The following is a 23,766-nucleotide window of genomic DNA, read 5'->3' as shown; positions in this document are numbered from 1 at the left end:
TCCCCCTTTCATTTTTTGGGAGGTAATACATGAGTACTATTTTGGAAATGAAGCACATACGAAAAGAATTCCCAGGAGTCGTCGCACTTAGTGACGTATCCCTTAAACTCGAAAAGGGAGAGGTTCTTTCCCTTGTAGGTGAAAATGGTGCTGGAAAATCAACACTGATGAAAATCTTATCTGGTACATATCAACCAACAAAAGGCGAAATCTTCGTAAAGGGTCAACCAGTTAAAATAACTGATCCACAACATGCTGCACAATTAGGAATAAGCATCATTCATCAAGAGTTATCGATTGTTCCAAATCTCACAATTGCAGAGAATATCTATGTATTAAATGAGCCAACAAGACTCGGACTGGTAAATGACAAACAGATGGTTAAAGATGCACAAGTCCTCTTAGATCGTCTGAATTTCAATCTCAATCCAAACAGTTTCGCCAAAGACTTATCCGTAAGTGAACAACAAATGGTAGAGATAGCAAAGGCGTTATCTGCCAATCCAAAAATCGTCATTATGGATGAACCAACGTCCGCACTCAGTAATAAAGAAACTAAGAATCTTCTCAACACAATTAATCGATTGCGTGAGCAGGGGATTTCAGTTATCTATATTTCTCACAAGCTTAATGAAATCTTTGAAATAAGCCAAAAAATTGTTGTAATTCGTGATGGTGCAGAAGTTGGAGAATTAATAACAAAAGATACTGACGAAAACGAACTCGTTAAACTTATGGTCGGACGAGAGATGAAAAATGTATATCCAATCAAAGACTTTGCAAGTTTATCCAATGAAAATCAACTCGAGGTGAGTCATTATTCGAAAACAGGATATTACCACGACATAAATTTGAGTGTAAAACCGGGTGAAATCCTGGGAATCTATGGGTTAATGGGGTCAGGACGTACAGAAATTGCCCAGGGAATATTCGGAATATTAAAAAAAGACAGCGGAACCTTGAAAATTAATGGAGGAGTTGTCAATGTGAACTCACCTAGTGATGCAATTAAGCATAAAATTGCTTTTGTGACGGAAGATCGCAAGCAAGAGGGATTGGTGCTCGATGCATCAATTCGAGAGAATCTATCAGTAGTAAACATAAAAAAAATATTAAATCGGTATAATATGATCAGTCATGCCAAAGAAGTAGTGATTGCAAATGATAATGTGGCCAAAATTAGGATCAAAACCCCACATATTGAACAGAACACGCGCAATCTAAGTGGCGGAAATCAACAGAAAGTAGTTCTTGGCAAATGGTTTGAGATTGAGCCCAAGATACTTATACTGGACGAACCAACACGAGGTATTGATGTTGGTTCGAAATATGAAATCTATGAGTTAATTATTGATTTGGCTCGAGAAGGCCTATCTATTATTTTAATATCATCTGACCTACCAGAGGTTCTAAATATGTCTGACCGCTTGGCGGTAGTTAGAGATATGACAATCATTGAGGAAATGAATCCGAAGGTTGTATCACAAGAAGATGTGATGAAGGTTATCACGAAGGAGGAACTAAAATGAGTTTTATTGAAAAGGTAAGAGGAAATCGTACATTTAAGACATATAGTGGAACTACCATGGCACTGGTAGCGCTCATTATACTATTCTCCTTTTTGAGTGGACACTTCTTCCAAGCCGATAATTTAATGAATATTTTACTGCAAGTTTCTATTATTACAATTCTAGCCATTGGGATGACCTTTGTGTTAATGATTGGTGAGATTGACTTGTCTGTTGCTTCAACACTTGCGTTGTCTGGTGTTGTCATGGGGATGCTCATCAATAATGGCATGAATCTTGTCTTAGCGTTAATCATAACAATTGTATTGTTAGGTGTGGCTGTTGGTTTCTTTAATGGATATATCAGTGCAAAGTTTAAATTGCCAACATTCATTGTCACTGTTGCCTCGATGCAAATCATTCGTGGAATTGGGTTTGCTCTCACAGATGCCAAGCCAATTCAAATTAAAAATGAAGCATTGCTGGCGATTGGGAATCAAAGATTTCTTGGTATAATTCCATATCCAATCCTAATAATGATCGCAATCGCAATTATTGCTCACATTATTCTTTCAAAGACAAAATATGGTCGCCAATTGAAGATGATGGGTGGTAATCGTGAAGCCGCCAAATATTCAGGAATTAAAATCAACAAGTTACAAATTTCGGTATTTGTTGTTTCAGCAATGACTGCGGCTGTAAGTGGAATTCTAATGGCATCACGTTTGTACTCCGCGCAACCAAATGTTGCTCAATCCTATGAGTTGGATGCAATCGCTTCAGCTGTTCTGGGGGGGACAAGTCTTAACGGTGGACAAGGAACAATTCTTGGAACACTGATTGGTGCCTTGATTATTGGTGTTGTTAATAACGGTATGAACCTTATCGGTTTGGAATACTTTTATCAACAAATTGTTAAAGGTGCAATCATCGTTATTGCAGTATTAATTGATGTTCGTAGTAAAGGAAATAAATAATGGGAACAATAGTAACAATTGGTGAGACACTTGTCGAAATGGTTGCAACTGAGATGGGTCAAAAATTTGATGAGAGTGGAGTGTTTGCAGGTCCTTTTCCAAGTGGAGCTCCAGCAATTTTCGCAGATCAAGCATCCCGATGTGGGTCAGATGTCAATTTCATCTCGGCAGTAGGGGATGATGGATTTGGTCGAATTAACCTCAATAGACTCAATGATGCAGGCGTTAATACAGAGTTTATGAGAGTTGATCAGGAGAACGTTACCGGGAGTGCCTTTGTTACCTACACAGACGATGGTAACCGTGATTTTATCTTTAACATTGTGAAGTCTGCTTCAGGGTATATTAGTGAACGAGACGTTCATGATCGAGTGTTCGATGATTGTAGTTACTTTCATATAATGGGTTCATCTGTTTATAATCATTCAATTCAAGCAGCAGTAGAAGCATGCTTGGAAATTATCGTAAGACGAGACATTAAAATATCCTTCGACCCGAACATACGTAAAGAAATTCTCGATAATCCGACAAAATTGGATTTCTTAAAAAAAATACTTTCCTATGCCGATATCATTCAAGCAAGTGTTGAAGAACTTAGTTATTTGCTTGGGTCTACAGGCGAGAGTGAACTGATTCGTGATATATTTGCAAATCATAAAGCATCAATAATTGTTGTTAAACGAGGCTCAGTTGGTTCTACAGTCTATACTCGTGATAACCAAATTGATGTTGCACCTTACAAGGTTGAAGAAGTTGACCCTACAGGTGCGGGTGATTGCTTTGCAGGTACACTCATCAGTTGTATCAATCAAGGCATGAGCATAGATATGGCTGCAGATTACGCATCCGCCGCTGGTGCTATTGCTGTAACCAAGCAAGGTCCGATGGAAGGAAATACAGACTTAAACGGTATTGTTGCATTTATTCAGGATGACAAGCGAAAACTATAATTTACAATTTATTAATAAATAATAGAGTGATATATAAACCCCTATCAGAAATCGCATGAGCGAATCCTAATAGGGGTTTATTTTTGTGTTAAATAGGTGTGGCAACGGGCACTACTGAGCAGTTTGTATTGCAATTCGACTTTTAAACGATTTTAAATCTTCATCAGATATGTTGCTGTCAGTAATCATTAAAGCAACATCTTCAAGTTTTGCAAAACTTGAATTCGACGGATCGTTAATCTTGCTGGAATCAATTAGAGCGACAGTTTTGCGTGATCGCGTAATATACTCACGTTTTGATTTAATTTCATAGATGTTGTAGTCGGTAAAACCGGAACTAAATGAAACACTCGATGCGGAGAAGAAATAGATATCAATGTTAAAGTAATTGAAAACCCCACTATCAAACTCATCTTGAGTAGTATTAGATCGCGGTTTTAAAAGCCCACCAATGAGTATTACTGTTAAATTAGGGTTCTCCTTAAGGAGCATACCTGTATTTAAACCATTTGTTATGACGGTAACTTGGAGGTCGGACTCAACAAGCCTCTGTGCTAGTTCATAACACGTTGAACTGGAGTCGAGAAGTAATGTTGTCTTATTCTCAATGAGCTTGAATGCCTCGTCAGCTATGGCTTGTTTCTGTAACATGTTTATTGATCGACGGTCATCATACTTCGTATAGCGCAAATCACTACTTAATAAAACAAGACCTCCGTGTGTTCTTTCAATATTTTGATGCGTTTCCACAATGAAATCAAAGTCAGTTCGTATTGTAGGTTTTGATACATCTAACTCCTGCGCAACTTCGTTAACAGAAATTGCGTTATTTTTGTTGAGGAGTTGGATAATTTGTTTTCTTCGTTCAGATGCGAACATAGTTATCACCTTTTCTATAACTTCATTATAGGGTATCAAAACGGAAAAGTAAATCTAAAAGAAAGAAAAAGAAAGCAAAACAAAGAAATCAATACTTTTGTGAGAATATATTCGATTTTCACGTACTTACGGTAAGAAAAAGAAAGAATAAACAAAATTAAAGAAAAGATTGACAAACAAAAGAAAAGGAACTATGATGAGTTTGTAAAGTGAAAACGCTTACCAGAAGGAGGAAATTGAATTATGTTGATTACAGGTAAGGAAATGTTAGATATTGCAATGAAGAATAAATTTGCAGTTGCTGCATTTAATGCCGGGAGTGGGCAATTACTTCCAGCAGTTATTGAGGCAGCAGAGGAAACGGGAGCACCATTTATGATGGCCATTCATCCTGATGAGCTCAGTTTCTTAGGAGATAGTTACATTGCGCAAGTTCATGCTGCAATTCAAGCAACTAAAATTCCTGTGGTTCTTCATTTGGATCATGGTGCGAGTTATGAACAAGTAATTCATGCGATCCAACTAGGTTTTACATCGGTAATGTTTGACGGTTCACACCTGTCGTTTGAAGAGAACATCCGAATCACTCAAAAAGTGGTTGAAGCAGCACATGCGGTCGGTGTTTCTGTTGAAGCTGAACTGGGAACAATTGGAGATACAGGGAATTCAATTGAAGGCGGTGCCACTGAGATTATCTTTACAGATCCTGAAAATGCTAAGGAATTTGTAGAACGCACAGGCGTTGATTCACTTGCAATCGCAATCGGAACATCCCATGGAATTTATCCAAAGAATTACGAACCACATCTGCGTTTTGATATTTTAGAAGAGATTACGAAACGTGTTGATATCCCACTCGTTTTACATGGAGGATCAAGCAATCCCGATGATGAAATTGCGAAATCGGTAGCAATGGGAATTGCTAAGATTAATATATCCAGCGATATTAAAATTGTTTTTGCAGATAAATTGCGTGAAATTCTAAACAACAGCAAAAACGAAATTCGTGAGCCAAACGTAATGTTCCCTGAATGCATGGAAGAAACAAAAAAAGTAGCAATTCAAAAGATTAACTTATTCAAATCGAATAATAAAGCATCACTGTATAAATAGGAGGAAACGATTGAATGACAATTTCTTTGAATGACATCCTTGATAAACGTGTTATTGACGTAGCGATTGATGCCAGAAATAAAGTGGAAGCAATCGATTATTTATCAAAATTATTATTTGATGCGGGTTATATCACAGATATTGATTCGTACAAAGAGGATATTTATTTACGAGAGTCACAAGGGCAAACAGGAATTGGCAACTACATTGCAATTCCTCATGGGCAAAGTGAGTCTGTGGTGAAGAATGGTATCGCAATTGGAAAATTGAAACATGAAATTGATTGGGAAACACTTGATGGCAATGGCGTCAAAGTAGTGTGTTTGTTCTCAGTAAGTAACAATCCTGAAAGCGGCCGTGATCATTTGATGATGCTCGCGCAACTTGCAGGAAAACTTGGAAATGATGATAATGTCGCACTACTTTTAGAGGCAGAAACAAAGGATGACATTATCTCTGTATTTACATAAGGAGAAAAATCATGATTATTGTTGGAGTCGCTGCATGTACAGCGGGAATTGCACATACATATATTGCCCGGGAAAAACTGGTCAATGCTGCAGAAAAAGCGGGTCATACTATTCATGTTGAGACCCAAGGAACGATTGGATTGCAAGATGAAATCCCAACTGCGATGATTGCAGATGCGGATGTTGTTGTCATTGCAGCAGATGTAAAAGTATCTGGAAAAGATCGTTTTGCAGGAAAAAAAATTATTGAAATACCAACTGAGTTGGTGATTAAATCACCCAATAAGTTTATTCAGAAGTTAGAAGAAATAGTAGGAGAGGAGCCTAAGTAATGAATAAAAAGTTTAATGAGTTAAAACAGCATGCGTTGACCGCGATTTCATATTTGATTCCTGTTGTCGTTAGTGGTGGATTCTTATTAGCTATTGGTAATTTGCTCGGGGACAATCGATTGCAAGTTTTAAAGATGGTTATACATTCTTTGATACTTTAACAACAATGGGAGGATTGGTCTTGGGAATGTTACCTGTTGTCATCGCAACAGGAATTGCATACTCAATTGCCGATAAGCCTGGTATTGCTCCAGGATTCCTCATTGGACTTGTATCTATTGATATTGGTGCAGGGTTCATTGGTGGATTTATTGGGGGTTATATTGCAGGTTATACTGCCAAACTATTACGAGATAAGTTACGCGTTCCAAAATGGGCTGAAGGTCTCAAACCAATGCTCATCATTCCGTTTATTTCATCAATAATCGTCGGGATCGTGATGTACTACATTCTCGGAACACCAATTCGTCTGGGAACTGAAGCGTTGAATAATTTCTTATTGGGTCTTGATACGAGTCAGAAAGTACTCTTTGGAGCAATTATTGGAATACTTTCAAGTATTGACTATGGTGGACCTATCAACAAGGTGGTATTTGCCTTCTTGCTATCCCTTCAATCTGAAGGTATTAATGAACCGATGGCAGTATTGATGTTGGCATCAATGGTAACACCATTTGGAATGACAATAGCATATTTCTTCCAAAAACCATTCCGAAAGAATATCTATACACAGGATGAAGTTGAAACTCTGAAAACAGCCTTCCCAATGGGAGTAACTATGATTACAGAAGGATGCTTCCCAATAATTTTTAATGATCTATGGCGTTGTATTGTTGCAACTGGAATTGGTGGAGCAATTGGAGGTGCCTTAAACATGCTTTGGGGTGGTGCATCTAGTGTTCCTCATGGTGGTCTCTTTGCGATGGTTGCAATGGTGAATCCATGGCAATGGTTTGCAGCACTGATGATTGGTTCACTGGCAACTGCTGTGGTTCTATTTATTCTTAAGAAACCAGTCGATAAAGATGCCGTAAGCATCATGAGCATTGAAGATGAAAAAGATATTAATATGGACGATCTAAAATTTAGCTAGGAGGAACTATGCTTACACAAGAATATAAAATGAAAGTCAAAGACTTGTATGGAAAATCAAACATCGTATTAACCGATACCGAGTTGGCATCGATTGATTATGCTGACTTTGGCCTTAACAATATCGAAGAAGAAGGTTTAAACCTTATTCTGTATGTTAATAATGCACGCTATTGTGCCAAGGAAATGGTGCTATTACCAAATCAAACGTGTCCCGAACATGTTCATCCCGATTTACAAGGACGTGAAGGAAAACAAGAAACATTCCGTTGTCGTTGGGGGAAAGTTTATCTCTACACCGATGAGCCTACGGATGTTGAAAAACATCAGGTGTTACCACCACAACAATCTTGTGATTACTACACAGCAAAGAAAGAAATTGTCTTAGAGGCTGGGGAGCAATATACAATTGATCCTCGTATTAAACATTGGTTTAAAGCTGGACCTGAAGGGGCAGTGATTAGTGAGTTCTCGTCACCAAGCTTTGATGAATATGATGTATTCACAAATCCCAATATCAAACGTGATATACGTGATCGCTAATTAACACACTGTAAGTCCTTGGTTAAACACCGAGGACTTCTTTTATAAAAAGGAGAATAATATGCTAACATTTGGCGTTGATACATTTATTTGGACAGAAGATTTCCTTGAGAAGGATCTTTGGATTGTTGAAAAAGCACACAGTTTAGGATTTAAAGCAATCGATTTTGCCATTGCGCATCCGGATACATTTCCAGTCGACAGAGTCGTTGAAGAATTAAAAAAATACCCACTCATTCCCATCACATCAACAACCTTAGGACTTAAAACGAATTTAATTAGTGATGACTCAAAAATACGTCAAGATGGTATTGATCATATGAAGCAGATGGTTGATATCAACAAGAAAATAGGCTCGAAAATATTGGGAGGCGTTAACTATGCAGGGTGGGGATATCTAACTGGGAAACCCCGGACTGATCGTGAATGGGACCATTCCGTAAGTGCGATGAAAGCCATCGTTGCATATGCTGAGGAAGTTCATTCTGAGTTAGTCATTTGTATTGAGCCGGTTAATCGTTTCGAGACGCATTTCATAAACACTGCTGAAGATGCAGTCCGTTATTGCAAAGCTGTTGGTGGTAATCACATTAAGGTTCACTTGGATGCGTTTCATATGATTCGTGAGGAGATGAGTTTTAAAGAAGCTGTTTATACATGTGGGTCGCGTTATCTAGGTTATGTACATGTTTGCGAAAGCAACCGCGGTATACCTGGAACGGGATTAGTCCCATGGGTTGAGTTCTTTCAGGCCCTTGAAGCTATCGGTTATCAGAACCCCTGTGTCATCGAGTCTTTCGATCCCAGCTTTGAAGAATTGAATGCGAATTGTGCTATCTGGCGTAAATTTGCCGATACTGGAGAAGAACTCGCCATTCAAGGGTTGGCGAACCTCACAAAAATTGCGGAGGATAATGTATGAAGCGGATTGTAATTGGCTGTGATGAAGCAGCGTTTGAATTCAAGGAAGCCATTAAGCAATATCTTAAAGGTAAAGATGTCGAGGTGATTGACTTTGGCGTTCATAATACAGACCCCTCTCTATATCCAAGCACGGCAATCTCAGCTGCAGAATATGTTCGCGATGGAAAGGCTGACCAGGGTATACTGATGTGTGGAACCGGAATTGGTATGGCAATTTCAGCCAATAAAGTTCCAGGTATTCGCGCGACGGTTGCGCATGATGCATTATCAATGGAACGCAGTATTTTGAGTAATGACTGTCAGTTCATCTGCTTTGGCTCACGGATTATATCTCCCATATATGCAGAGTATTTACTCGACCAGTGGTTGACTTTGAAATTTGACAATGAAAACAGTGCAAAAAAAATTGCATGTATTACTGAATATGAAGAACGGGAGGCAAACGAATGCAAAGAATCATAAACGATCCCTTGTTGGCTGTCGAAGAAATGTTAGAGGGGTTTGTAAAAACACATCGTAATCGTGTTCACGTGAGTTCTCTGAATCCTCGCGTCATTGTGTCAAACTTTCATACCACAAAAAAAGTTGGGATTGTTACGGGCGGCGGGAGCGGACATAAGCCAGCTTTTGTAGGTTATTGTGGTAAGAATATGGTTGATGTTGTCGCCGTAGGAGAGATATTCTCGTCACCATCAGCTAAGGTGTTCTATGACGCATTTCGAGAAGCGGATAAAGGCATGGGCGTTGCGTGTCTCTATGGAAACTACGCGGGTGATAATATGAATGTTAAAATGGCGATTGATATGGCTGATGACGATGATATCATCGTTAAAAAGGTTGTTGCGAATGATGACATAGCCAGTGCTCCACAGTCAGAACGAGAGAAAAGAAGGGGTGTCGCGGGAGAAATCCTAATGTGGAAAGTAGCAGGAGCGAAAGCGGCCCAAGGTGCAGACCTGGATTCAGTAATTGCCATAGCGCAAAAAGTTATAAACCAAACTTGGAGTATCGGTGTTGGGTTAAGTCCTTGTACATTACCAGCGAATGATAAACCCAATTTCCAAATTGAAAATGGAATGATGGAGTTTGGTATTGGACATCATGGTGAACCCGGCGTTCGGGTCACAGAACTCAAACAAGCTTCCCTTATAGCAGAGGAAATAATTGAGTATATTTGTGCGGATAGCGGAATTCAAAACACAGATGAAATCTTTGTTCTTGTTAGTGGATTAGGGGCGACACCGGTTATGGAACTGTACATTTTGTACAATGAGATTGACCGTGTATTGACTGAGAAAGGAATTACAATTGTGAATTCAATGGTGGGGAATTATTTCACTTCGTTGGACATGCAAGGAGCTACAGTAAGTATTCTTAAAGTGGATGATGAGATTAAAGATGCTCTTGATTTTGAGGTAGATACAGTGGGAATGAAGGTGATGCATCATGATTAATGCACAAAAACCTACGATAGTCTTAGCAATGATTGATACCATTGATGGTAACGCGAAATATCTTAGCGAAATTGATGGCTACACAGGTGATGGGGATCATGGAAACAATATGAAAAAAGGATTCTTGATTGCACGCAGTGCAATCGGTGAAAATGATTCGCTGCGCGATGCAATGATGACACTTGCAATGGTTTTGATTGACGATATTGGCGGATCAATGGGTCCTATATACGGAACTTTTTTCCGGAAATTAGCCAAACCATTACGTAAAGATTCAGTCGATGAATATGATATCTTGGAAGGTTTGGAAGCAGCTTTAGCAGCCATCTGCGATCTTGCTGGCGCCCAAGTTGGCGATAAGACGCTTGTGGATACGCTGTCACCTGCGGTTCAACAGCTTCGTGAAGCAACGATTGATGGTTTAAATTTTGAATCAAGTATGAATGCATTGAAAAGTGGTGCCCGTGAAGGCTGGGAAAGCACAAAAAATCTTCAGGCAAAGCTTGGACGTGCGGCGAGATTGGGTGAGCGAAGTATTGGTTACTATGATGCAGGGGCAACATCATGTTTCTTGTTGATTGAAACGTTAGTAGAACAAGCCCTCCTTGAAAGTGGTACATAGATGAAAGAATCACTGTATATTGGAATCGACTTGGGGACAGGGTCCCTAAAAGGAATTGTCGTAACATATTCGGGAAGTGTTATTGCCAAAAGCACAGCATCGTATGACGTGATTTCGCCACACTTGGGGTATAGTGAGCAAGATCCAAAGGATTGGTATGAAGCATTTGAGAAGGTCCTGTTTCAATTGATTGCGGATATACCAAGCCTGAAAGACGATATTCGTGGGATTGCAATCTCTGGTCAAATGCATTCATTGGTGATGCTTGATGCTAAGGGTCATCCAGTTCGGAATGCGATACTTTGGAACGATGTGAGAAATGCAATCGAAAGCAAGTTTCTTAACGAAAAATATGGTTCACTTATTCGAAGCGAAACGGGTAATCGGTCATTTGAGGGTTTCACTCTTCCAAAAATACTTTGGATGAGAGATCATGAAATTGATAACTACCAGACGACACACTCAATATTACTTCCGAAAGACTACCTCGTATATCGATTAACAGGACAGCGTGTAATGGATTATTCAGATGCATCCGGTACACTTTTGCTAAACATTAACACAAGAACATGGAGTACAAAAATGCTTGACACATTTGGAATAAGTTCAACATTGTTACCACGGCTTGTCCGTTCCGATGAAAAAGTAGGAACAATGTCAGAAGCGCTAGTGGAGCACTTTGGGTTTCATGGGCCTGTCAATATTTATGGTGGCGGGGCAGATAATGCTTGTGGTGCTTTAGGGGCCGGCGTGGTTGACGAAAGCAAGCAACTCATCAGTATTGGAACTTCAGGTGTAATCTTAGGTATGGGGTCGGCAATGCATGAAGATACGCTCCATAATTTTCTACATGTAAATGGTGAAAGATACCAGATGGGAGTTACATTGAGTGCGGGAGATAGTCTGAATTGGATTAAAGAAATCGTCGCACCTGAACAAGCGTTCGATGCATTTGTCGATGACAATTATGGAAAACGACCCGTACATCCAATGCTTCTTTTCACACCCTATTTACGTGGAGAACGCTGTCCACACCCTGATGCATTTATACGTGGGAGTTTTATTGGACTCGACAGCTCACATTCACGTCGAGACATGGTACAAGCAGTGATGGAAGGTGTGGTATTCTCACTTCGAGAATCCTTTGACCGCAATAAAAGTGCATATCTTATATCCATTGGTGGTGGAGCTAAGAGTTCTGCTTGGTTACAAATTCAAGCAAACATACTTCAAAGTCCAATCGTTACACTAACTACAGAAGAGGGTCCTGCATTGGGAGCTGCCATGTTAGTAGCGGTAGGAAGTGGAGATTATGAGAATTACAATGAGGTCGTGAAACAGTTTATTCGATATTCAAAGGACACCATTATTCCAAGTCAGGAGCACATTGAATCTTACGAACGTCTTTATCAAAGCTACATTAAAATATACAACGCAACAAAAGACTTCTTCGTATAGTAACTTAAGTTCGCAAGAGTTCTTGATTACGCTGTTCAACGAGAAAATGCTTTATTCGTGGCATTTCTGAATAAATGAGTCCCGCTTCAATGATGAGCAAATTCTCTGATTTTAGTGTTGCGACGTCAGCGATTACAATGCTTTCGTCGACCTCGTGTTCAGTGAGAAGTGTATTGCTATCAGCAAGTGTGAATGTAGCGAGGTTTGAGAAACGTTCGGTCAATAATCGCAAAATGAAATGCGCATGGGTGGTATTTGTGACAAGAAAGAGTGTTACAGCCACTCTTTTTTCGTGCTTCTGGAAAGACTCATAAATGCCGGGTGTATAATCGAGTATAAGGATTATAAAATCATAAAGACGATCATGATCCTTGATTCCGAGCGATTCAAATAGTGATGCAATTAAACTGTGTGTTAATTCGAGTGACGTTGGAAAGTGACGCATTAAGGTATTAAATCGATAGAGATTGGTATTAAAGAGGAAGTATGATTTCCCAAAGTAACTCATTAGAACTCCATAGAGAGCGTTACTAATTGAAAGCAAAGATGATTCGGATAGATCGAGTTCGAAAAGTCTATCAAATGCTTGATACATTTCATGCAACTGAGCTTGATACGTTGTGTTCGTTTCTTTGAAAAAGAGTGCAGCAAAATCAGTGAGGCAATCTATCTTTTGTAGTTTTCTTCCAAAATAATGATTGAGTTGCATAAACTCTGTATCAAGAATAAAGTCCTCAAGAATTAATGGCTCGGATAGCTCCCCGGCAAGCGGGACTAAATTCCCCTTAGATACACGTACGAGTGCAACAAAGATAATCCATCGAAAGTAATTAAAATAAGGGCGAAATAGTATATAACGCTCATCTGCAGTAACGCGCTTGAACATTGAAAAGATAACTTTTTGGACTGCTTCAAAATCATCAAACATAGTGCAGGATGTCTTCTCATAATAATACTGAACAAAAAAGTTTTGGATGCAAAGTTCGTTACCGATTATGTGGAGGTTATTGTGCTCAATTGTGATGTCATAATTGTTGAGGTTTTTACGAAGGTGACTGAGGTAGCGATTGAGTGTAGAGTCACTAATGAACAAATTTTCGCAAACATCATTTGAGGTGACAGGACCATTAAGGAATATATATTCTAGGATTTCAAATTCCCGCGTGTTCTCGTAAAAACTTAAAAAGATATCTCGTGGGAAAAAGTCACTCGTTTCATCACTAAAGATAAGTTGGGTTTTGGGGTCGATGTGAATCGTTGGAACTGAGTAGAAATTGTTGATATCACGTATTGTTGAATGGACTGTTTTTATATCACATTCTAGGAGATGTGAGAGTTCCTTTAGTGTAAGTGGTTGTTGGTTCAAAAAAATACTTTGAAGAATAAAAAGATGACGTTCAGATTGTTTGTTTTTAAATTTCCACATAAACCACACACTTCCCTTTCGATTTAAATGATAGCACAACGTCAGTAATCAGTATGTATATTGAACAATAAGAATCGCGATATCAAGTATTCAATAATTCTATATTTTGGAAAATTATGAATGTGTGGTTTATCTATTATTCAATATAATCTATAGGTAACGTATTGGTTAATGACTGTGGGGGGCACGAAGAGAAAGAATAGGGTAATGTTATGAAATCAATAAAGAAAACATATAAAAATTGGCTTGCAATTGCATTGTGCGCTGTATTAATATTTGCAGGCAGTCCAGTATTTGCAACCATTGAATCAGATGGTAGCACTGATGAAGTTGTTGAAGTGGACGAGAGCAAAGAAGCACTTCCGGTTGAGGACTTTGAAGAAGATGAGAGCGTAAAGGAAGAAATCTCTGAAGATTTTGAAGAGAATAATCAGCTTGAACAGGACCTCGATGATACGTTTACAGAAGAGGAAGCGGTCATTGAATCAGAAGTATCTGATGAGAATACAGATGCTGTATCCGCAATTCGACGTGATAAGCCGAAACCTGAAGAGTTTGTGTTGTATCCCAAGGTAGTTGTGGATTCACCACGTGTAAATACAAAATATGGTGATAAAGTTGTTCATACAATTACTGGGATGGATATGGCACTAACACCAGGTGATATCATTCAAACCAACTCACACTATTTCTATGCATTTAAGACTTCGGCATGGCAAGGAAAAATGCAAAATAGCAATTTTAACTTTGATAGCATTAATATCCCGTCTATTAAGTTTTGGGATGAGGCAGGTACACAGTTAAATGGTCGCGTCTTCGTACGTGTTTTGTACCGTAATCTTGAAACAGGTGAGGACGATGATTATGCAGTGACTATTAATCTCGTGGATACTTCAAGTTTCAAATATTCTATAGAAGACGTTAATGCTAAACTTGAGGCAGAAGGCATCTCGAATTTCGATATTCGAGCAGTAGGTTTCAGTTTTGGAACGGATGTAGTCAATGATTGGAGTGATCCTACCATTAAGGAAACGTATGCTGGACAATTCTATCGATCAGAATATTCAGAAGGTATTATTTTTACTTATGATTACTACCAAAATGAAAATGCACCTCTACAAAATGGTGATTATGAGACGGTAGACTACAGTTTTATGTTTGCTACAAAATTTGGTGAGTCAACAGCTGAGGGTTACTACCGTCAAGAGAAGACTGGTTGGGCATTTCCACTGACTTCAAGTAGTATCGCAGTAGCACCGGAAAGTGTCGAAATTAACAAAGACTTTGATTACACACTAACCATTAAAAATGAGTCAAACATAGCAAACTCCTTCTATCTATTTATTCCAAAACAAACGGGACTTATCCTTAATGACCGCATTGATGGTGACATTATGTGGGAAGAACACCCGCACGGATATTATGGAACCATCATTGCAGAAGACACAAACAATTATGTACTGACTCCGGGTTCCTCAATTACCCGTACAATCAATATAAAATTAGACGATACGTTTGAGGGAGATGCGTTTAATTTAGACTTGATGTGGAAGAGTGGCTACGCTGCAGGGGATCAATATGAGCCGATTACAAGCACCACGGATGTGACGAATATTGTACGTCAGGCTTCAACTGTAACCTTTGAGAGTAATGGTGGAAGTATCGTTGATCCGATAACTGTTGACTACAACCAACTCGTGGATAGACCTGAAAATCCACAACGCGAAGGGTATGATTTCTCAGGGTGGTTTACTGATGAAGAATTCCGTGAAACATGGGACTTTGAGAATGATCGCGTAAAAGAAGATGTCACGTTGTATGCGAAATGGGAAGTATCGACACCGATTATAGAACCTTCGCTTTCTGTTGAACGCACTGTTGTCAGTTATAATATAAATACAGTTGTTTCTGAGGCTCAATTCTTGACGGATATTGGTGCAACAGCAACGGGTAATGTGAGAATTGCATCGAATTTTGCCTCAGTTGATTTCTCAAAACTGGGAGATTATGAAGTAACGATCATGTTGGCTTCAAGAGCAGCAGTGACTGAAATTGAAGTTACAGTGCACATTGTGAGTGAAGGTGGACAAATACCATCAGATCCTGTCGATCCAATTCGCCCGCTTGAGCCCAAAGAACCGATTAATCTAGTGAAACCGGATGTACCTAATGAACAAACGCCGATGCTTCCAGCGACTGGAGTTTCAGACAGTTCGCTAGCAATTACAATCATTATTGCTGGAATCGCTATTCTCTTTGCTCAAGAGATTCGAAAAAAATACGCAAAAAAATAAAGAAAAGTTTGTAACCATTCGTTGATGAAACGAATGGTTTTTTTCTGAACAATCGTGAATGAGAAACTACTTGTTCATGCATTAAAATGAATCTATGATAAAATGACCCTAGATGTTAAGATTATGAATTTATAATCAGGAGGTAAATGATGCTCAAAGTTGGAATATTTGATGATGAAGTGCTGGTATGTCGCTTGATTCATCGCCTTATTGATTGGGAAGGACTTGAACTCGAGTTTGTTGGTTTTGAACATGATGGCTTAGCAGCATATGACAAAGTAATTCATGGGGAAGTCGATATCGTTATTACAGACATCCGTATGCCTGGGTACGATGGTATTGAATTGATATCGAAGATTAAAGCGATCAAACCAAATGTTGAGTTTATTATTGTTAGTGGATACTCTGAGTTTGAATATACAAAGAGTGCGATCAAGTTTGGGGTAAGTGACTATATTCTAAAGCCCGTCAATCAAGAGGAACTCAATGAGACACTACTTGGTATCAAAGACAAAGTATTGAAGCAAGAGTCGCAGCATATTGAGAATGAAGCCATCCGATCCCATGTTTCAAAACAAAGAGAACTCATACAAAATCGTATGGTTCATGATCTCTATTATGGTAACCGAAACGAAGTGGCACTACAGTTTGGCGAATACAATTATCTTCCAATTATTGTTAGCGCTGATGGATTGATTGATGATTGCAATTCAGCGCTTTCAAAGATGACTACAACTCTCATTAACAATCACCAAACAGTAGTTTTTGGTACGAATCAATCTGAAAACAATGTGCTGATACTCTTTATGCTTTACAGTGGTGAGGATCCTTCAACAACGATTCGAAATCGTTACCTTGACGCTGTTTACATTTTGGAACAACATCATGAAGTATCCATGTCGCTGTGTGTTGGGCCAATAACAGCATCACTTCCACACCTTGAGAAAGCGATTCAAATCTTAAAGCAGTGTGTGATGCAACGTTATATTGCACACGAAAGCGTCTTAGCTTTTGAATCACTACAACAGACAAGCAATTTGGATGCTGTGTATCAGGAGTATGCTGGACAACTTGAAGACGGTGTCCGATACTTGGATGCAACACGGATTTCAAATTTGATGCATGATTTGGCCCACGATCTCTCAATAGCTACGAATCTCAAAGGTTATCAAGTACATCGCCTTTTTCGTGAAATCGTAGATGCGATGCAAATTGCTTTTATGCAATTTCGCGATATTGACAGCAGCGTCCTTATATTTGGAAATGTAAAAACAAAAATGGCATATAAATCAACATATAACGAACAAATTGAAGTTATGATTCAGGAAACGGAACTACTTATTTGTGGAATCATAGAACAAAAACAACACTTGGAAGTAAAACCGATCCGGATTGCCAAGCAATACATACAGGATCATTATCAAGAAGCATTATCATTAACGCAAGTAAGTGAACATATTAATCTTAACAGTTCGTACTTTAGTCAGTTGTTTAAACAAGAAGAGGGTAAGAATTTTACAGAGTACCTACTCGAAGTACGTATGAACCAAGCCAAATTACTTATTGAATCAACGCAAATGAGTATTGCGGATATCTGTGTGTATGTGGGATACAGTGACCCCAAGCATTTTACAAAGAATTTTAAGAAGTACACTGGATTAAAACCAAGTGAATATCGTAAGATTCACGCATAGGAGGTAGTATGAAACGAAATACACCATATGTATCAGAACGAATAAAGATTTTTGCATTCATTCTATGTATTCTGTTGGCGACATTCATTGTCACGCTACTAATTATTCCCGATGGAAGATTGATTACACTCATATTTATCCCCATTTTCTTAGTATACGCATTTGTCGTTAATTACTATGTCGTTAAACCCTATATTATGGTAAAGAAGACACTAGGACTTGTGATTAATGGCTATACAATCAATGATATTAATACATCGGCATACTCTTTCTCACCGGAGTATGCAGCGGTGATGCTTCGATTAGTAGAGATGATTAATGACCAAGAAATGATAAATACGACAAAAAAGCAAGCGGAGTTTCTTGCGCTACAAAATCAAATCAATCCGCATTTTCTCTACAATACCTTGGAAAGTATTCGCAGTGAAGCGTTGATTGAGGGGGTTGATTCAGTTGCCAACGTAACGGAAAAATTGGCAACTTTCTACCGTTATACAATTTCGAAAATTGAGAAGTATGTAACAATTCAAGATGAATTGAACCACATTAATGATTATATGACGATTCAGAAGTTTCGATTTGGTGATAAGTTAAACATGGAAGTGATGATTGAACCCAGTGATCGCGACTATGTTTTGCATAAAGAAATTCCCAAACTTCTGCTACAACCCATTGTTGAAAATGCAGTATTTCACGGGATTGAACGGAAAATTGGTAAAGGAACGATTCGCATTCGCTTTGTGTTAACTGAAAATCGAATTATTATTACGATCAGTGATGATGGCATTGGAATGTCATACGGTGAACTTGAAAAATTGCGTCATCGTATCAGCAATAATTCCAGCAAATATCTGAATGATGATCGGCGTGAGGGTGGTATTGCGCTCATTAACGTCAACAACCGCATTAAATTAATCTTTGGTGAGAGTTACGGAATGACTTTATACAGCACTCCAAATGTTGGTACTGATGTTGAAATTAGTTTGCCTTTAGGGGGAAATCAAAATGAAGCATGAGTTGCTTATGGTTGATCGTTTAAGTGTGGTGCAACGTGGTGTGTCATTTTTAGATCAAATGAGTTTCCGAATCTATGAAGGTGAGATATTTGGCATGCTCTTTATCAACAGTCATGGTCAAGAAAACCTTATTGAGGTCATTGAACGTAATGTTCCCATTCATTATGGAACGGTATATTTTAATGGGCGTGTTGTGAATCATCACCAAAATAGTGATGGTCGTGAAAATCCTGCAGTTGTCACGTTGGGTGGCAAAAGCACCTTGTTTCAAGGCTTTAGTGTTTTAGATAATATCTTCGTATTTAATTCTGTGAAGCATCGTTATATTATCAATGAAAAAGAAATGCTCGAACAATTCCGCCCCTTAGCACAGGCGGTGGATTTGACGTTGGTGGGTACGGAGATTGTCGATGACCTTACAGCATATGAGCGTTTTGTCGTGGAACTACTAAAAGCCGTATATTCTGGTGCGAAGCTTATTATCCTTCGCGATATCAGCAATATACTAGGGAGTGAGGATGTGCAAAAAGTGCAATCGCTCATGCATTACTTTAAGTCGCGAAATATCTCTTTTTGTTACATCTGCAATCATCACGAAGAAATTTTTAAAATCGCTGATCGCACTATATTAATTGAATATGGCTTTATCATTAAACATTTGTATAAAGAAGACTACAGTGACGAAGTCATGGCGCGTTTCAGTCTCAACTTTGCAGCGTTGGGTAAAAACATTGCGATTCACCACCATGCCAAGACATTGGTGGAGTGGAACAGCGTAACCACAGACTATCTTCGCGATTTTACATTAACCGTCAACGCAGGAGAGAGTGTCGTTGTTCTCGATCGTCAAAAGAACGTGCTACAAGATCTTGCACGTACCATTCTAGAACCAAGTGCCGATAAGAATCGCGTTATGAAACACGTGAACCGTAACGACGTACTTATTATTCCTGAGAATCCTCTGGAAACGTTTTTATTTCGAGACTTCTCTTATCTTGATAATTTAACGCTAGGATTGGTTAAGAAAATTCCAACGAAATGGCTTCGTAAAAAGACACACGACAGTATCCGTAAAGAGTACGGAACGGTTTTGAAAGATGTTATTGATATGGATCATCTTCACAACGCTACAACTGCGCAGTTATTTCAATTGGTTTATTACAAGGCATTAATTTATAATCCAAAATTAGTTTTAATATTTCAACCATTCGCAAATGCGGATATGTACTTGCGTCACGATATCATTAATCTCATCAACCAGATGCGTTCAAAAGGAATTACTGTTATGGTTTTTGCAGTCAGTGTTTCCGATACACGTTATATTTCTAACCGGATGGTTGTAATCAATGATGGATGTGTCGTTGAAGAAATTGTTGAAGCAGATTATGACACAAAAATATTAGAAATGTACTAAACCTAAAAACTACCCCTCCAAACCCAAATCTAAACCCCTAACATTGAAGCCATTGCGATGCTATCATTTGAGTACAAACAACAAAAGATAGAAATGCGGTGGTTTTTTATGTCAATTGCAGTAGAAATGAAGGGAATACATAAATATTTCCCAGGTGTTCACGCACTCAAAGGAGTCCAGCTAACTTTGAATGAAGGTGAGGTTATGGCACTCCTTGGTGAAAATGGGGCTGGAAAGTCAACCTTAATGAAAATCTTGTCAGGGATTCATCAAAAAGATGAGGGATCGATTCGCGTATTTGGAAAAGAGATAACATCATTAACTCCCAAAGAAGCGCAAGATTTAGGGATTGCAATAATCCACCAAGAATTGAATATGTGCCAACATTTAACGGTTGCGCAAAATATTTTCCTTGGACGCGAAATCACGAAACATGGTATTAATGCACAAGGTGAAATGAATAAAATGGCGAATGATATCCTTAGCAAACTTCGTGTTGATGTGGATGCAGAAGATTATGTTGGAGACCTTTCCGTATCGAAGCAGCAAATGGTTGAGATTGCAAAAGCATTGTCAATGAATGCAAAGGTACTGATTATGGATGAGCCAACTTCAGCATTATCGGTTAAAGAAATTGAAGAACTTTTCCGAATTATCAACGAACTTAAGGCTGAAGGAACAGCAATTGTTTATATCTCACATCGTTTGGAAGAACTCAAACATATCGTAGATCGTGTCACGATTATGCGTGATGGGACATACATTACGACAAGCCTTCTTGAGGATATGGATATCGAAGTTATTATCGAGAACATGGTTGGTCGCGAAATTGAAGAGAAATTTCCACGGGTGGTAACTCCCTTGGGTGAAACCGTGTTAAAAGTAGAGTCTCTGAATGCTGGTCCCCTCGTTCGCGACATTAGTTTTGAACTCAAACAAGGTGAAATTGTCGGAATCGCTGGACTTGTTGGCGCCGGTCGCACGGAGATGACGCGAGCGTTATTCGGAATTGAAGCTAAAGACAGCGGTCGAATTCTCTTGAATGGTACAGAAATATCAATTGAGTCTCCCGCTGAATCAATAGCGCATGGGATTGTCTTGGCACCTGAAGATCGCAAGCATGATGGACTCTGTACAAAATTGAGTATAAGAGAAAACATTGCGCTCTCAAACTTGGATATGATTTCCAATGCACTCGGTGTGATTAATCAGAAAAAAGAACAAACAATGATTGAAGATGCAGTGAATAACTTGCATATCAAGTTGTCATCACCTGAGGCAAATGCGGATAGTTTGTCCGGTGGAAACCAACAAAAGGTCGTGGTAGCTAAGTGGCTCGCACGAACATCCAATGTCGTGATATTTGATGAACCAACACGGGGAATTGATGTCGCAGCAAAGGTGGAAATTTACAATCTCATGAATGAGTTAAAACAGAATGGTGTTGCCGTACTGTTTGCTTCATCAGAGATGCCAGAAGTCATGGGGATTAGTGATCGCATTCTGGTTATGTGTGATGGGAAATTGACCGCGAGTTTGGATACTGCAGCAACAAACCAAAATGAAATTATGAAGTATGCAACACAGTTTGAAAATAAGCACGAAGTAAGGGAGTAAGAATATGAATAACTCATTAATAAAGAATAAAATTGAACGGATTAAATCAACACGCGGGATTGGGCAGGTCGTCACGGTCACCGTTGGATTGATTGTAATGTGTCTTGTATTTGCGATGATGAACCCAGTATTCTTCTCACCTCGGAATATAAACAACTTGTTACGTCAAATTGCACCCATTCTTTTGATTGGGATTGGACAATCGTATGTCTTGATTACTGGAAATATTGACCTATCGATTGGTTCTGTAATTGGGATGAGCTGTATGGTTTCTGCAACTTTAATGACAAAAGGTGTTAACCCATGGGTTGCGCTAATCATCACAACCATCGTTGGTATTCTGTTTGGCATTATGAATGGCTTACTTGTAGTAAAGGGAAAGTTGCCACCATTCATTGCGACTCTTGGAACGATGACAATTGCCCGTGGTATTGCGCAAATCGTAAACAATAACTACAACACTGATTCAATTGGAGCAACCGCTCAAGGTTTCCGAGATTTCTTCTATTATGGAAAAACGGCAGGTATTTATAATACCATTTGGATTGCCATCGTTGTGTGGCTAATATTTAACTTCATTCTGCGAAGAACGCGAACAGGACGTTATATTTATGCTGTCGGAAGTAATGTTGAGGCATCGCGTTTATCCGGTGTGAATGTTTTATCAACAACAGTGACGGTATATGTAGTCAGTGCACTTTGTGCAACACTTGTTGGATTTATTACTACTGCATCAAGTGGAATGGGCGCAATGGATGCGGGGAACGGGTATGAACTCTTTGCCGTTGCTGCATCGGTTATTGGTGGTGTAAGTACTTTGGGTGGTCAAGGACTCCTCATTGGAACGGTTGTGGGTGCATCAATCTGGGCCGTACTCCAAAATGGACTTCAATTCGTTGGGGCACCTGTTGCAATCCGTAATATCGTTATTGGAATCATCGTCATCGTTTCCGTTCTCTTGGATGTTGTGTTAAGACGTGGTGGACGAAAAGGTTCAAAAAAATAAAGGCTTTTAATTGAGTAGGAGGACAAATCATGAAACTCAAATTTAAAAAAGTATTAGCAGTGCTCTTAGTATCCTTATTGGTACTAACAGGATGTTCGAAAGGTGATGGTGGATCAACAGATACAAAATATAAAATCTATCTGATTACCATGGACCAAATGGATCAACACTGGGTTAAGTTAAAAGAAGGTGCAGAAAAAGCAAGTCAAGAATTAGGAAATGTAGAATTCACATGGCTCGCACCGGATGTTAAAGATGATGCGAAACAAATCGAAGCAATCAACAATGCAATCGCTGGTGGTGCAGATGCAATTCTTCTTGCAGCAAATGGACCCGATGCCGTAACATCCGCTTTGAAAGAAGCTGAGGCTGAAGGTATTAAGATTGTTTATGTTGACTCCGCAGCAAACTTTGATGCAGTTCAAACATTAGCAACTGATAACAAAGCAGCTGGTAAAGTTGCGGGTGAAGAACTTATCAATGCGTTGAAGGAAAAAGGTGTTACGACTGGAAATATCGGTGTTGTAAGTACAAACTCAGCAACGGCTTCATCAAATCTTCGCGAAGAAGGATTCCGTTCAGCATTTGATGGTACTGAATTTAAAGTTCTTGAAACACAATATGGTGAAGGTGATGTCAACAAGTCAAAAGATATTGCAACAAACTTCATTACAAACGGTGCTGTAGGACTTTTCGGAACCAACGAAGGATCAACAGTTGGTGCAGGAAATGCAGTTGTTGAATCACAAGGAAAAGCAATCGCTGTTGGATTTGATACTTCGGATACAATTATTAGTTTAATTAAAGATGGCAGTTTATTGGCTACAATGGTTCAAAATCCCGATGTAATGGGTTATGAAGGCATCAAGGTTGCAGTCAAAGCACTCCAAGGTGAAACAATCTCAAGTGATTACTTTGATACAGGAGTTACAGTAGTAAACAAAGAAAACGCGCAATAAACTATGGCAGCCTCATTG

General features: G+C 39.0%; 22 protein-coding genes. 20 read left to right on the top strand and 2 right to left on the bottom strand.

Annotation, left to right across the window (positions count from 1 at the left end):
- Positions 1 to 29 precede the first annotated feature (29 nt).
- From G7062_RS10305 to G7062_RS10295, 3 genes are read left to right on the top strand one after another with little or no spacing between them, the layout of a single operon-like run.
- Positions 30 to 1,529: a sugar ABC transporter ATP-binding protein gene (locus tag G7062_RS10305; RefSeq protein WP_166065839.1), complete on the top strand. Its 1,500-nt coding sequence runs from the start codon at positions 30 to 32 to the stop codon at positions 1,527 to 1,529.
- Positions 1,526 to 2,485, top strand: coding sequence for an ABC transporter permease (locus G7062_RS10300; RefSeq protein WP_166065838.1), 960 nt, complete (start codon positions 1,526 to 1,528; stop codon positions 2,483 to 2,485). Before G7062_RS10305 ends, G7062_RS10300 begins: the two co-directional genes overlap by 4 nt.
- On the top strand, positions 2,485 to 3,435 hold the full coding sequence (locus tag G7062_RS10295; protein WP_166065837.1) for a sugar kinase: 951 nt from the start codon (positions 2,485 to 2,487) through the stop codon (positions 3,433 to 3,435). The genes G7062_RS10300 and G7062_RS10295 overlap by 1 nt, the downstream gene beginning before the upstream one ends.
- 111 nt (positions 3,436 to 3,546) lie before the next feature.
- Here the strand turns inward: G7062_RS10295 and G7062_RS10290 are convergent, their stop codons facing one another.
- A complete protein-coding gene (locus G7062_RS10290; protein ID WP_166065836.1) occupies positions 3,547 to 4,314 on the bottom strand; it encodes a DeoR/GlpR family DNA-binding transcription regulator in 768 nt (255 codons plus the stop codon).
- Between the two features lie 243 nt (positions 4,315 to 4,557).
- Between G7062_RS10290 and G7062_RS10285 the strand changes: the two genes are divergently transcribed.
- From G7062_RS10285 to xylB, 10 genes are all read left to right on the top strand, one after another.
- A complete protein-coding gene (locus G7062_RS10285) occupies positions 4,558 to 5,427 on the top strand; it encodes a ketose-bisphosphate aldolase (protein WP_166065835.1) in 870 nt (289 codons plus the stop codon).
- 14 nt (positions 5,428 to 5,441) lie between these two features.
- Positions 5,442 to 5,897 carry a PTS sugar transporter subunit IIA gene (locus G7062_RS10280; RefSeq protein WP_240915951.1) on the top strand — a complete coding sequence of 152 codons (456 nt, stop codon included), beginning with the start codon at positions 5,442 to 5,444 and terminating at the stop codon, positions 5,895 to 5,897.
- A gap of 11 nt (positions 5,898 to 5,908) precedes the next feature.
- Positions 5,909 to 6,229 carry a PTS fructose transporter subunit IIB gene (locus tag G7062_RS10275; protein ID WP_166065834.1) on the top strand — a complete coding sequence of 107 codons (321 nt, stop codon included), beginning with the start codon at positions 5,909 to 5,911 and terminating at the stop codon, positions 6,227 to 6,229.
- A gap of 187 nt (positions 6,230 to 6,416) precedes the next feature.
- On the top strand, positions 6,417 to 7,322 hold the full coding sequence (locus G7062_RS10270) for a PTS fructose transporter subunit IIC (RefSeq protein ID WP_240915997.1): 906 nt from the start codon (positions 6,417 to 6,419) through the stop codon (positions 7,320 to 7,322).
- 8 nt (positions 7,323 to 7,330) lie between these two features.
- Positions 7,331 to 7,864, top strand: a complete 534-nt coding sequence (locus tag G7062_RS10265; protein ID WP_166065833.1) for a D-lyxose/D-mannose family sugar isomerase — start codon at positions 7,331 to 7,333, stop codon at positions 7,862 to 7,864.
- A gap of 61 nt (positions 7,865 to 7,925) precedes the next feature.
- A complete protein-coding gene (locus tag G7062_RS10260; RefSeq protein WP_166065832.1) occupies positions 7,926 to 8,786 on the top strand; it encodes a sugar phosphate isomerase/epimerase in 861 nt (286 codons plus the stop codon).
- Positions 8,783 to 9,250, top strand: a complete 468-nt coding sequence (locus tag G7062_RS10255; protein WP_166065831.1) for an RpiB/LacA/LacB family sugar-phosphate isomerase — start codon at positions 8,783 to 8,785, stop codon at positions 9,248 to 9,250. Before G7062_RS10260 ends, G7062_RS10255 begins: the two co-directional genes overlap by 4 nt.
- On the top strand, positions 9,235 to 10,242 hold the full coding sequence (locus G7062_RS10250) for a dihydroxyacetone kinase subunit DhaK (RefSeq protein WP_166065830.1): 1,008 nt from the start codon (positions 9,235 to 9,237) through the stop codon (positions 10,240 to 10,242). The genes G7062_RS10255 and G7062_RS10250 overlap by 16 nt, the downstream gene beginning before the upstream one ends.
- A complete protein-coding gene (dhaL, locus tag G7062_RS10245; protein ID WP_166065829.1) occupies positions 10,235 to 10,864 on the top strand; it encodes a dihydroxyacetone kinase subunit DhaL in 630 nt (209 codons plus the stop codon). The genes G7062_RS10250 and dhaL overlap by 8 nt, the downstream gene beginning before the upstream one ends.
- Positions 10,865 to 12,322 carry a xylulokinase gene (gene xylB / locus G7062_RS10240; protein ID WP_166065828.1) on the top strand — a complete coding sequence of 486 codons (1,458 nt, stop codon included), beginning with the start codon at positions 10,865 to 10,867 and terminating at the stop codon, positions 12,320 to 12,322.
- Between the two features lie 4 nt (positions 12,323 to 12,326).
- Here the strand turns inward: xylB and G7062_RS10235 are convergent, their stop codons facing one another.
- Entirely contained in the window at positions 12,327 to 13,748 is a 1,422-nt protein-coding gene (locus G7062_RS10235) for a helix-turn-helix domain-containing protein (protein WP_166065827.1), read from the bottom strand.
- 212 nt (positions 13,749 to 13,960) lie between these two features.
- On the opposite strand from G7062_RS10235, the gene G7062_RS10230 reads away from it, so the two are divergent.
- From G7062_RS10230 to G7062_RS10200, 7 genes are all read left to right on the top strand, one after another.
- On the top strand, positions 13,961 to 16,042 hold the full coding sequence (locus G7062_RS10230; RefSeq protein ID WP_166065826.1) for an InlB B-repeat-containing protein: 2,082 nt from the start codon (positions 13,961 to 13,963) through the stop codon (positions 16,040 to 16,042).
- A 146-nt stretch (positions 16,043 to 16,188) separates the two neighbouring features.
- Positions 16,189 to 17,736, top strand: a complete 1,548-nt coding sequence (locus G7062_RS10225; RefSeq protein WP_166065825.1) for a helix-turn-helix domain-containing protein — start codon at positions 16,189 to 16,191, stop codon at positions 17,734 to 17,736.
- A gap of 8 nt (positions 17,737 to 17,744) precedes the next feature.
- Positions 17,745 to 18,752: a sensor histidine kinase gene (locus tag G7062_RS10220; protein WP_166065824.1), complete on the top strand. Its 1,008-nt coding sequence runs from the start codon at positions 17,745 to 17,747 to the stop codon at positions 18,750 to 18,752.
- Entirely contained in the window at positions 18,742 to 20,166 is a 1,425-nt protein-coding gene (locus tag G7062_RS10215; protein ID WP_166065822.1) for a hypothetical protein, read from the top strand. The genes G7062_RS10220 and G7062_RS10215 overlap by 11 nt, the downstream gene beginning before the upstream one ends.
- 108 nt (positions 20,167 to 20,274) lie before the next feature.
- Positions 20,275 to 21,783: a sugar ABC transporter ATP-binding protein gene (locus G7062_RS10210; protein WP_166065821.1), complete on the top strand. Its 1,509-nt coding sequence runs from the start codon at positions 20,275 to 20,277 to the stop codon at positions 21,781 to 21,783.
- 4 nt (positions 21,784 to 21,787) lie between these two features.
- Positions 21,788 to 22,789 (top strand): ABC transporter permease, encoded by a 1,002-nt coding sequence (locus tag G7062_RS10205; RefSeq protein WP_166065820.1) that lies wholly within the window; start codon positions 21,788 to 21,790, stop codon positions 22,787 to 22,789.
- A 29-nt stretch (positions 22,790 to 22,818) separates the two neighbouring features.
- Entirely contained in the window at positions 22,819 to 23,748 is a 930-nt protein-coding gene (locus G7062_RS10200; protein WP_166065819.1) for an ABC transporter substrate-binding protein, read from the top strand.
- The last annotated feature ends 18 nt before the right edge of the window (positions 23,749 to 23,766 follow it).

Source organism: Erysipelothrix sp. HDW6C (assembly GCF_011299615.1).
Lineage (GTDB): Bacteria > Bacillota_I > Bacilli_A > Erysipelotrichales > Erysipelotrichaceae > Erysipelothrix.
The sequence above is the reverse complement of the archived record's forward strand: the minus strand, read 5'-3'. Positions and strand labels throughout refer to the sequence as shown.

What these genes read in the sequence shown, in the direction of transcription:
- G7062_RS10305 (WP_166065839.1), top strand. Translation starts at nt 30, where the DNA reads ATGAGTACTATTTTGGAAATGAAGCACATACGAAAAGAATTCCCAGGA.
- G7062_RS10300 (WP_166065838.1), top strand. Translation starts at nt 1,526, where the DNA reads ATGAGTTTTATTGAAAAGGTAAGAGGAAATCGTACATTTAAGACATAT.
- G7062_RS10295 (WP_166065837.1), top strand. Translation starts at nt 2,485, where the DNA reads ATGGGAACAATAGTAACAATTGGTGAGACACTTGTCGAAATGGTTGCA.
- G7062_RS10290 (WP_166065836.1), bottom strand. Translation starts at nt 4,314, where the DNA reads ATGTTCGCATCTGAACGAAGAAAACAAATTATCCAACTCCTCAACAAA.
- G7062_RS10285 (WP_166065835.1), top strand. Translation starts at nt 4,558, where the DNA reads ATGTTGATTACAGGTAAGGAAATGTTAGATATTGCAATGAAGAATAAA.
- G7062_RS10280 (WP_240915951.1), top strand. Translation starts at nt 5,442, where the DNA reads ATGACAATTTCTTTGAATGACATCCTTGATAAACGTGTTATTGACGTA.
- G7062_RS10275 (WP_166065834.1), top strand. Translation starts at nt 5,909, where the DNA reads ATGATTATTGTTGGAGTCGCTGCATGTACAGCGGGAATTGCACATACA.
- G7062_RS10270 (WP_240915997.1), top strand. Translation starts at nt 6,417, where the DNA reads ATGTTACCTGTTGTCATCGCAACAGGAATTGCATACTCAATTGCCGAT.
- G7062_RS10265 (WP_166065833.1), top strand. Translation starts at nt 7,331, where the DNA reads ATGCTTACACAAGAATATAAAATGAAAGTCAAAGACTTGTATGGAAAA.
- G7062_RS10260 (WP_166065832.1), top strand. Translation starts at nt 7,926, where the DNA reads ATGCTAACATTTGGCGTTGATACATTTATTTGGACAGAAGATTTCCTT.
- G7062_RS10255 (WP_166065831.1), top strand. Translation starts at nt 8,783, where the DNA reads ATGAAGCGGATTGTAATTGGCTGTGATGAAGCAGCGTTTGAATTCAAG.
- G7062_RS10250 (WP_166065830.1), top strand. Translation starts at nt 9,235, where the DNA reads ATGCAAAGAATCATAAACGATCCCTTGTTGGCTGTCGAAGAAATGTTA.
- dhaL (WP_166065829.1), top strand. Translation starts at nt 10,235, where the DNA reads ATGATTAATGCACAAAAACCTACGATAGTCTTAGCAATGATTGATACC.
- xylB (WP_166065828.1), top strand. Translation starts at nt 10,865, where the DNA reads ATGAAAGAATCACTGTATATTGGAATCGACTTGGGGACAGGGTCCCTA.
- G7062_RS10235 (WP_166065827.1), bottom strand. Translation starts at nt 13,748, where the DNA reads ATGTGGAAATTTAAAAACAAACAATCTGAACGTCATCTTTTTATTCTT.
- G7062_RS10230 (WP_166065826.1), top strand. Translation starts at nt 13,961, where the DNA reads ATGAAATCAATAAAGAAAACATATAAAAATTGGCTTGCAATTGCATTG.
- G7062_RS10225 (WP_166065825.1), top strand. Translation starts at nt 16,189, where the DNA reads ATGATGCTCAAAGTTGGAATATTTGATGATGAAGTGCTGGTATGTCGC.
- G7062_RS10220 (WP_166065824.1), top strand. Translation starts at nt 17,745, where the DNA reads ATGAAACGAAATACACCATATGTATCAGAACGAATAAAGATTTTTGCA.
- G7062_RS10215 (WP_166065822.1), top strand. Translation starts at nt 18,742, where the DNA reads ATGAAGCATGAGTTGCTTATGGTTGATCGTTTAAGTGTGGTGCAACGT.
- G7062_RS10210 (WP_166065821.1), top strand. Translation starts at nt 20,275, where the DNA reads ATGTCAATTGCAGTAGAAATGAAGGGAATACATAAATATTTCCCAGGT.
- G7062_RS10205 (WP_166065820.1), top strand. Translation starts at nt 21,788, where the DNA reads ATGAATAACTCATTAATAAAGAATAAAATTGAACGGATTAAATCAACA.
- G7062_RS10200 (WP_166065819.1), top strand. Translation starts at nt 22,819, where the DNA reads ATGAAACTCAAATTTAAAAAAGTATTAGCAGTGCTCTTAGTATCCTTA.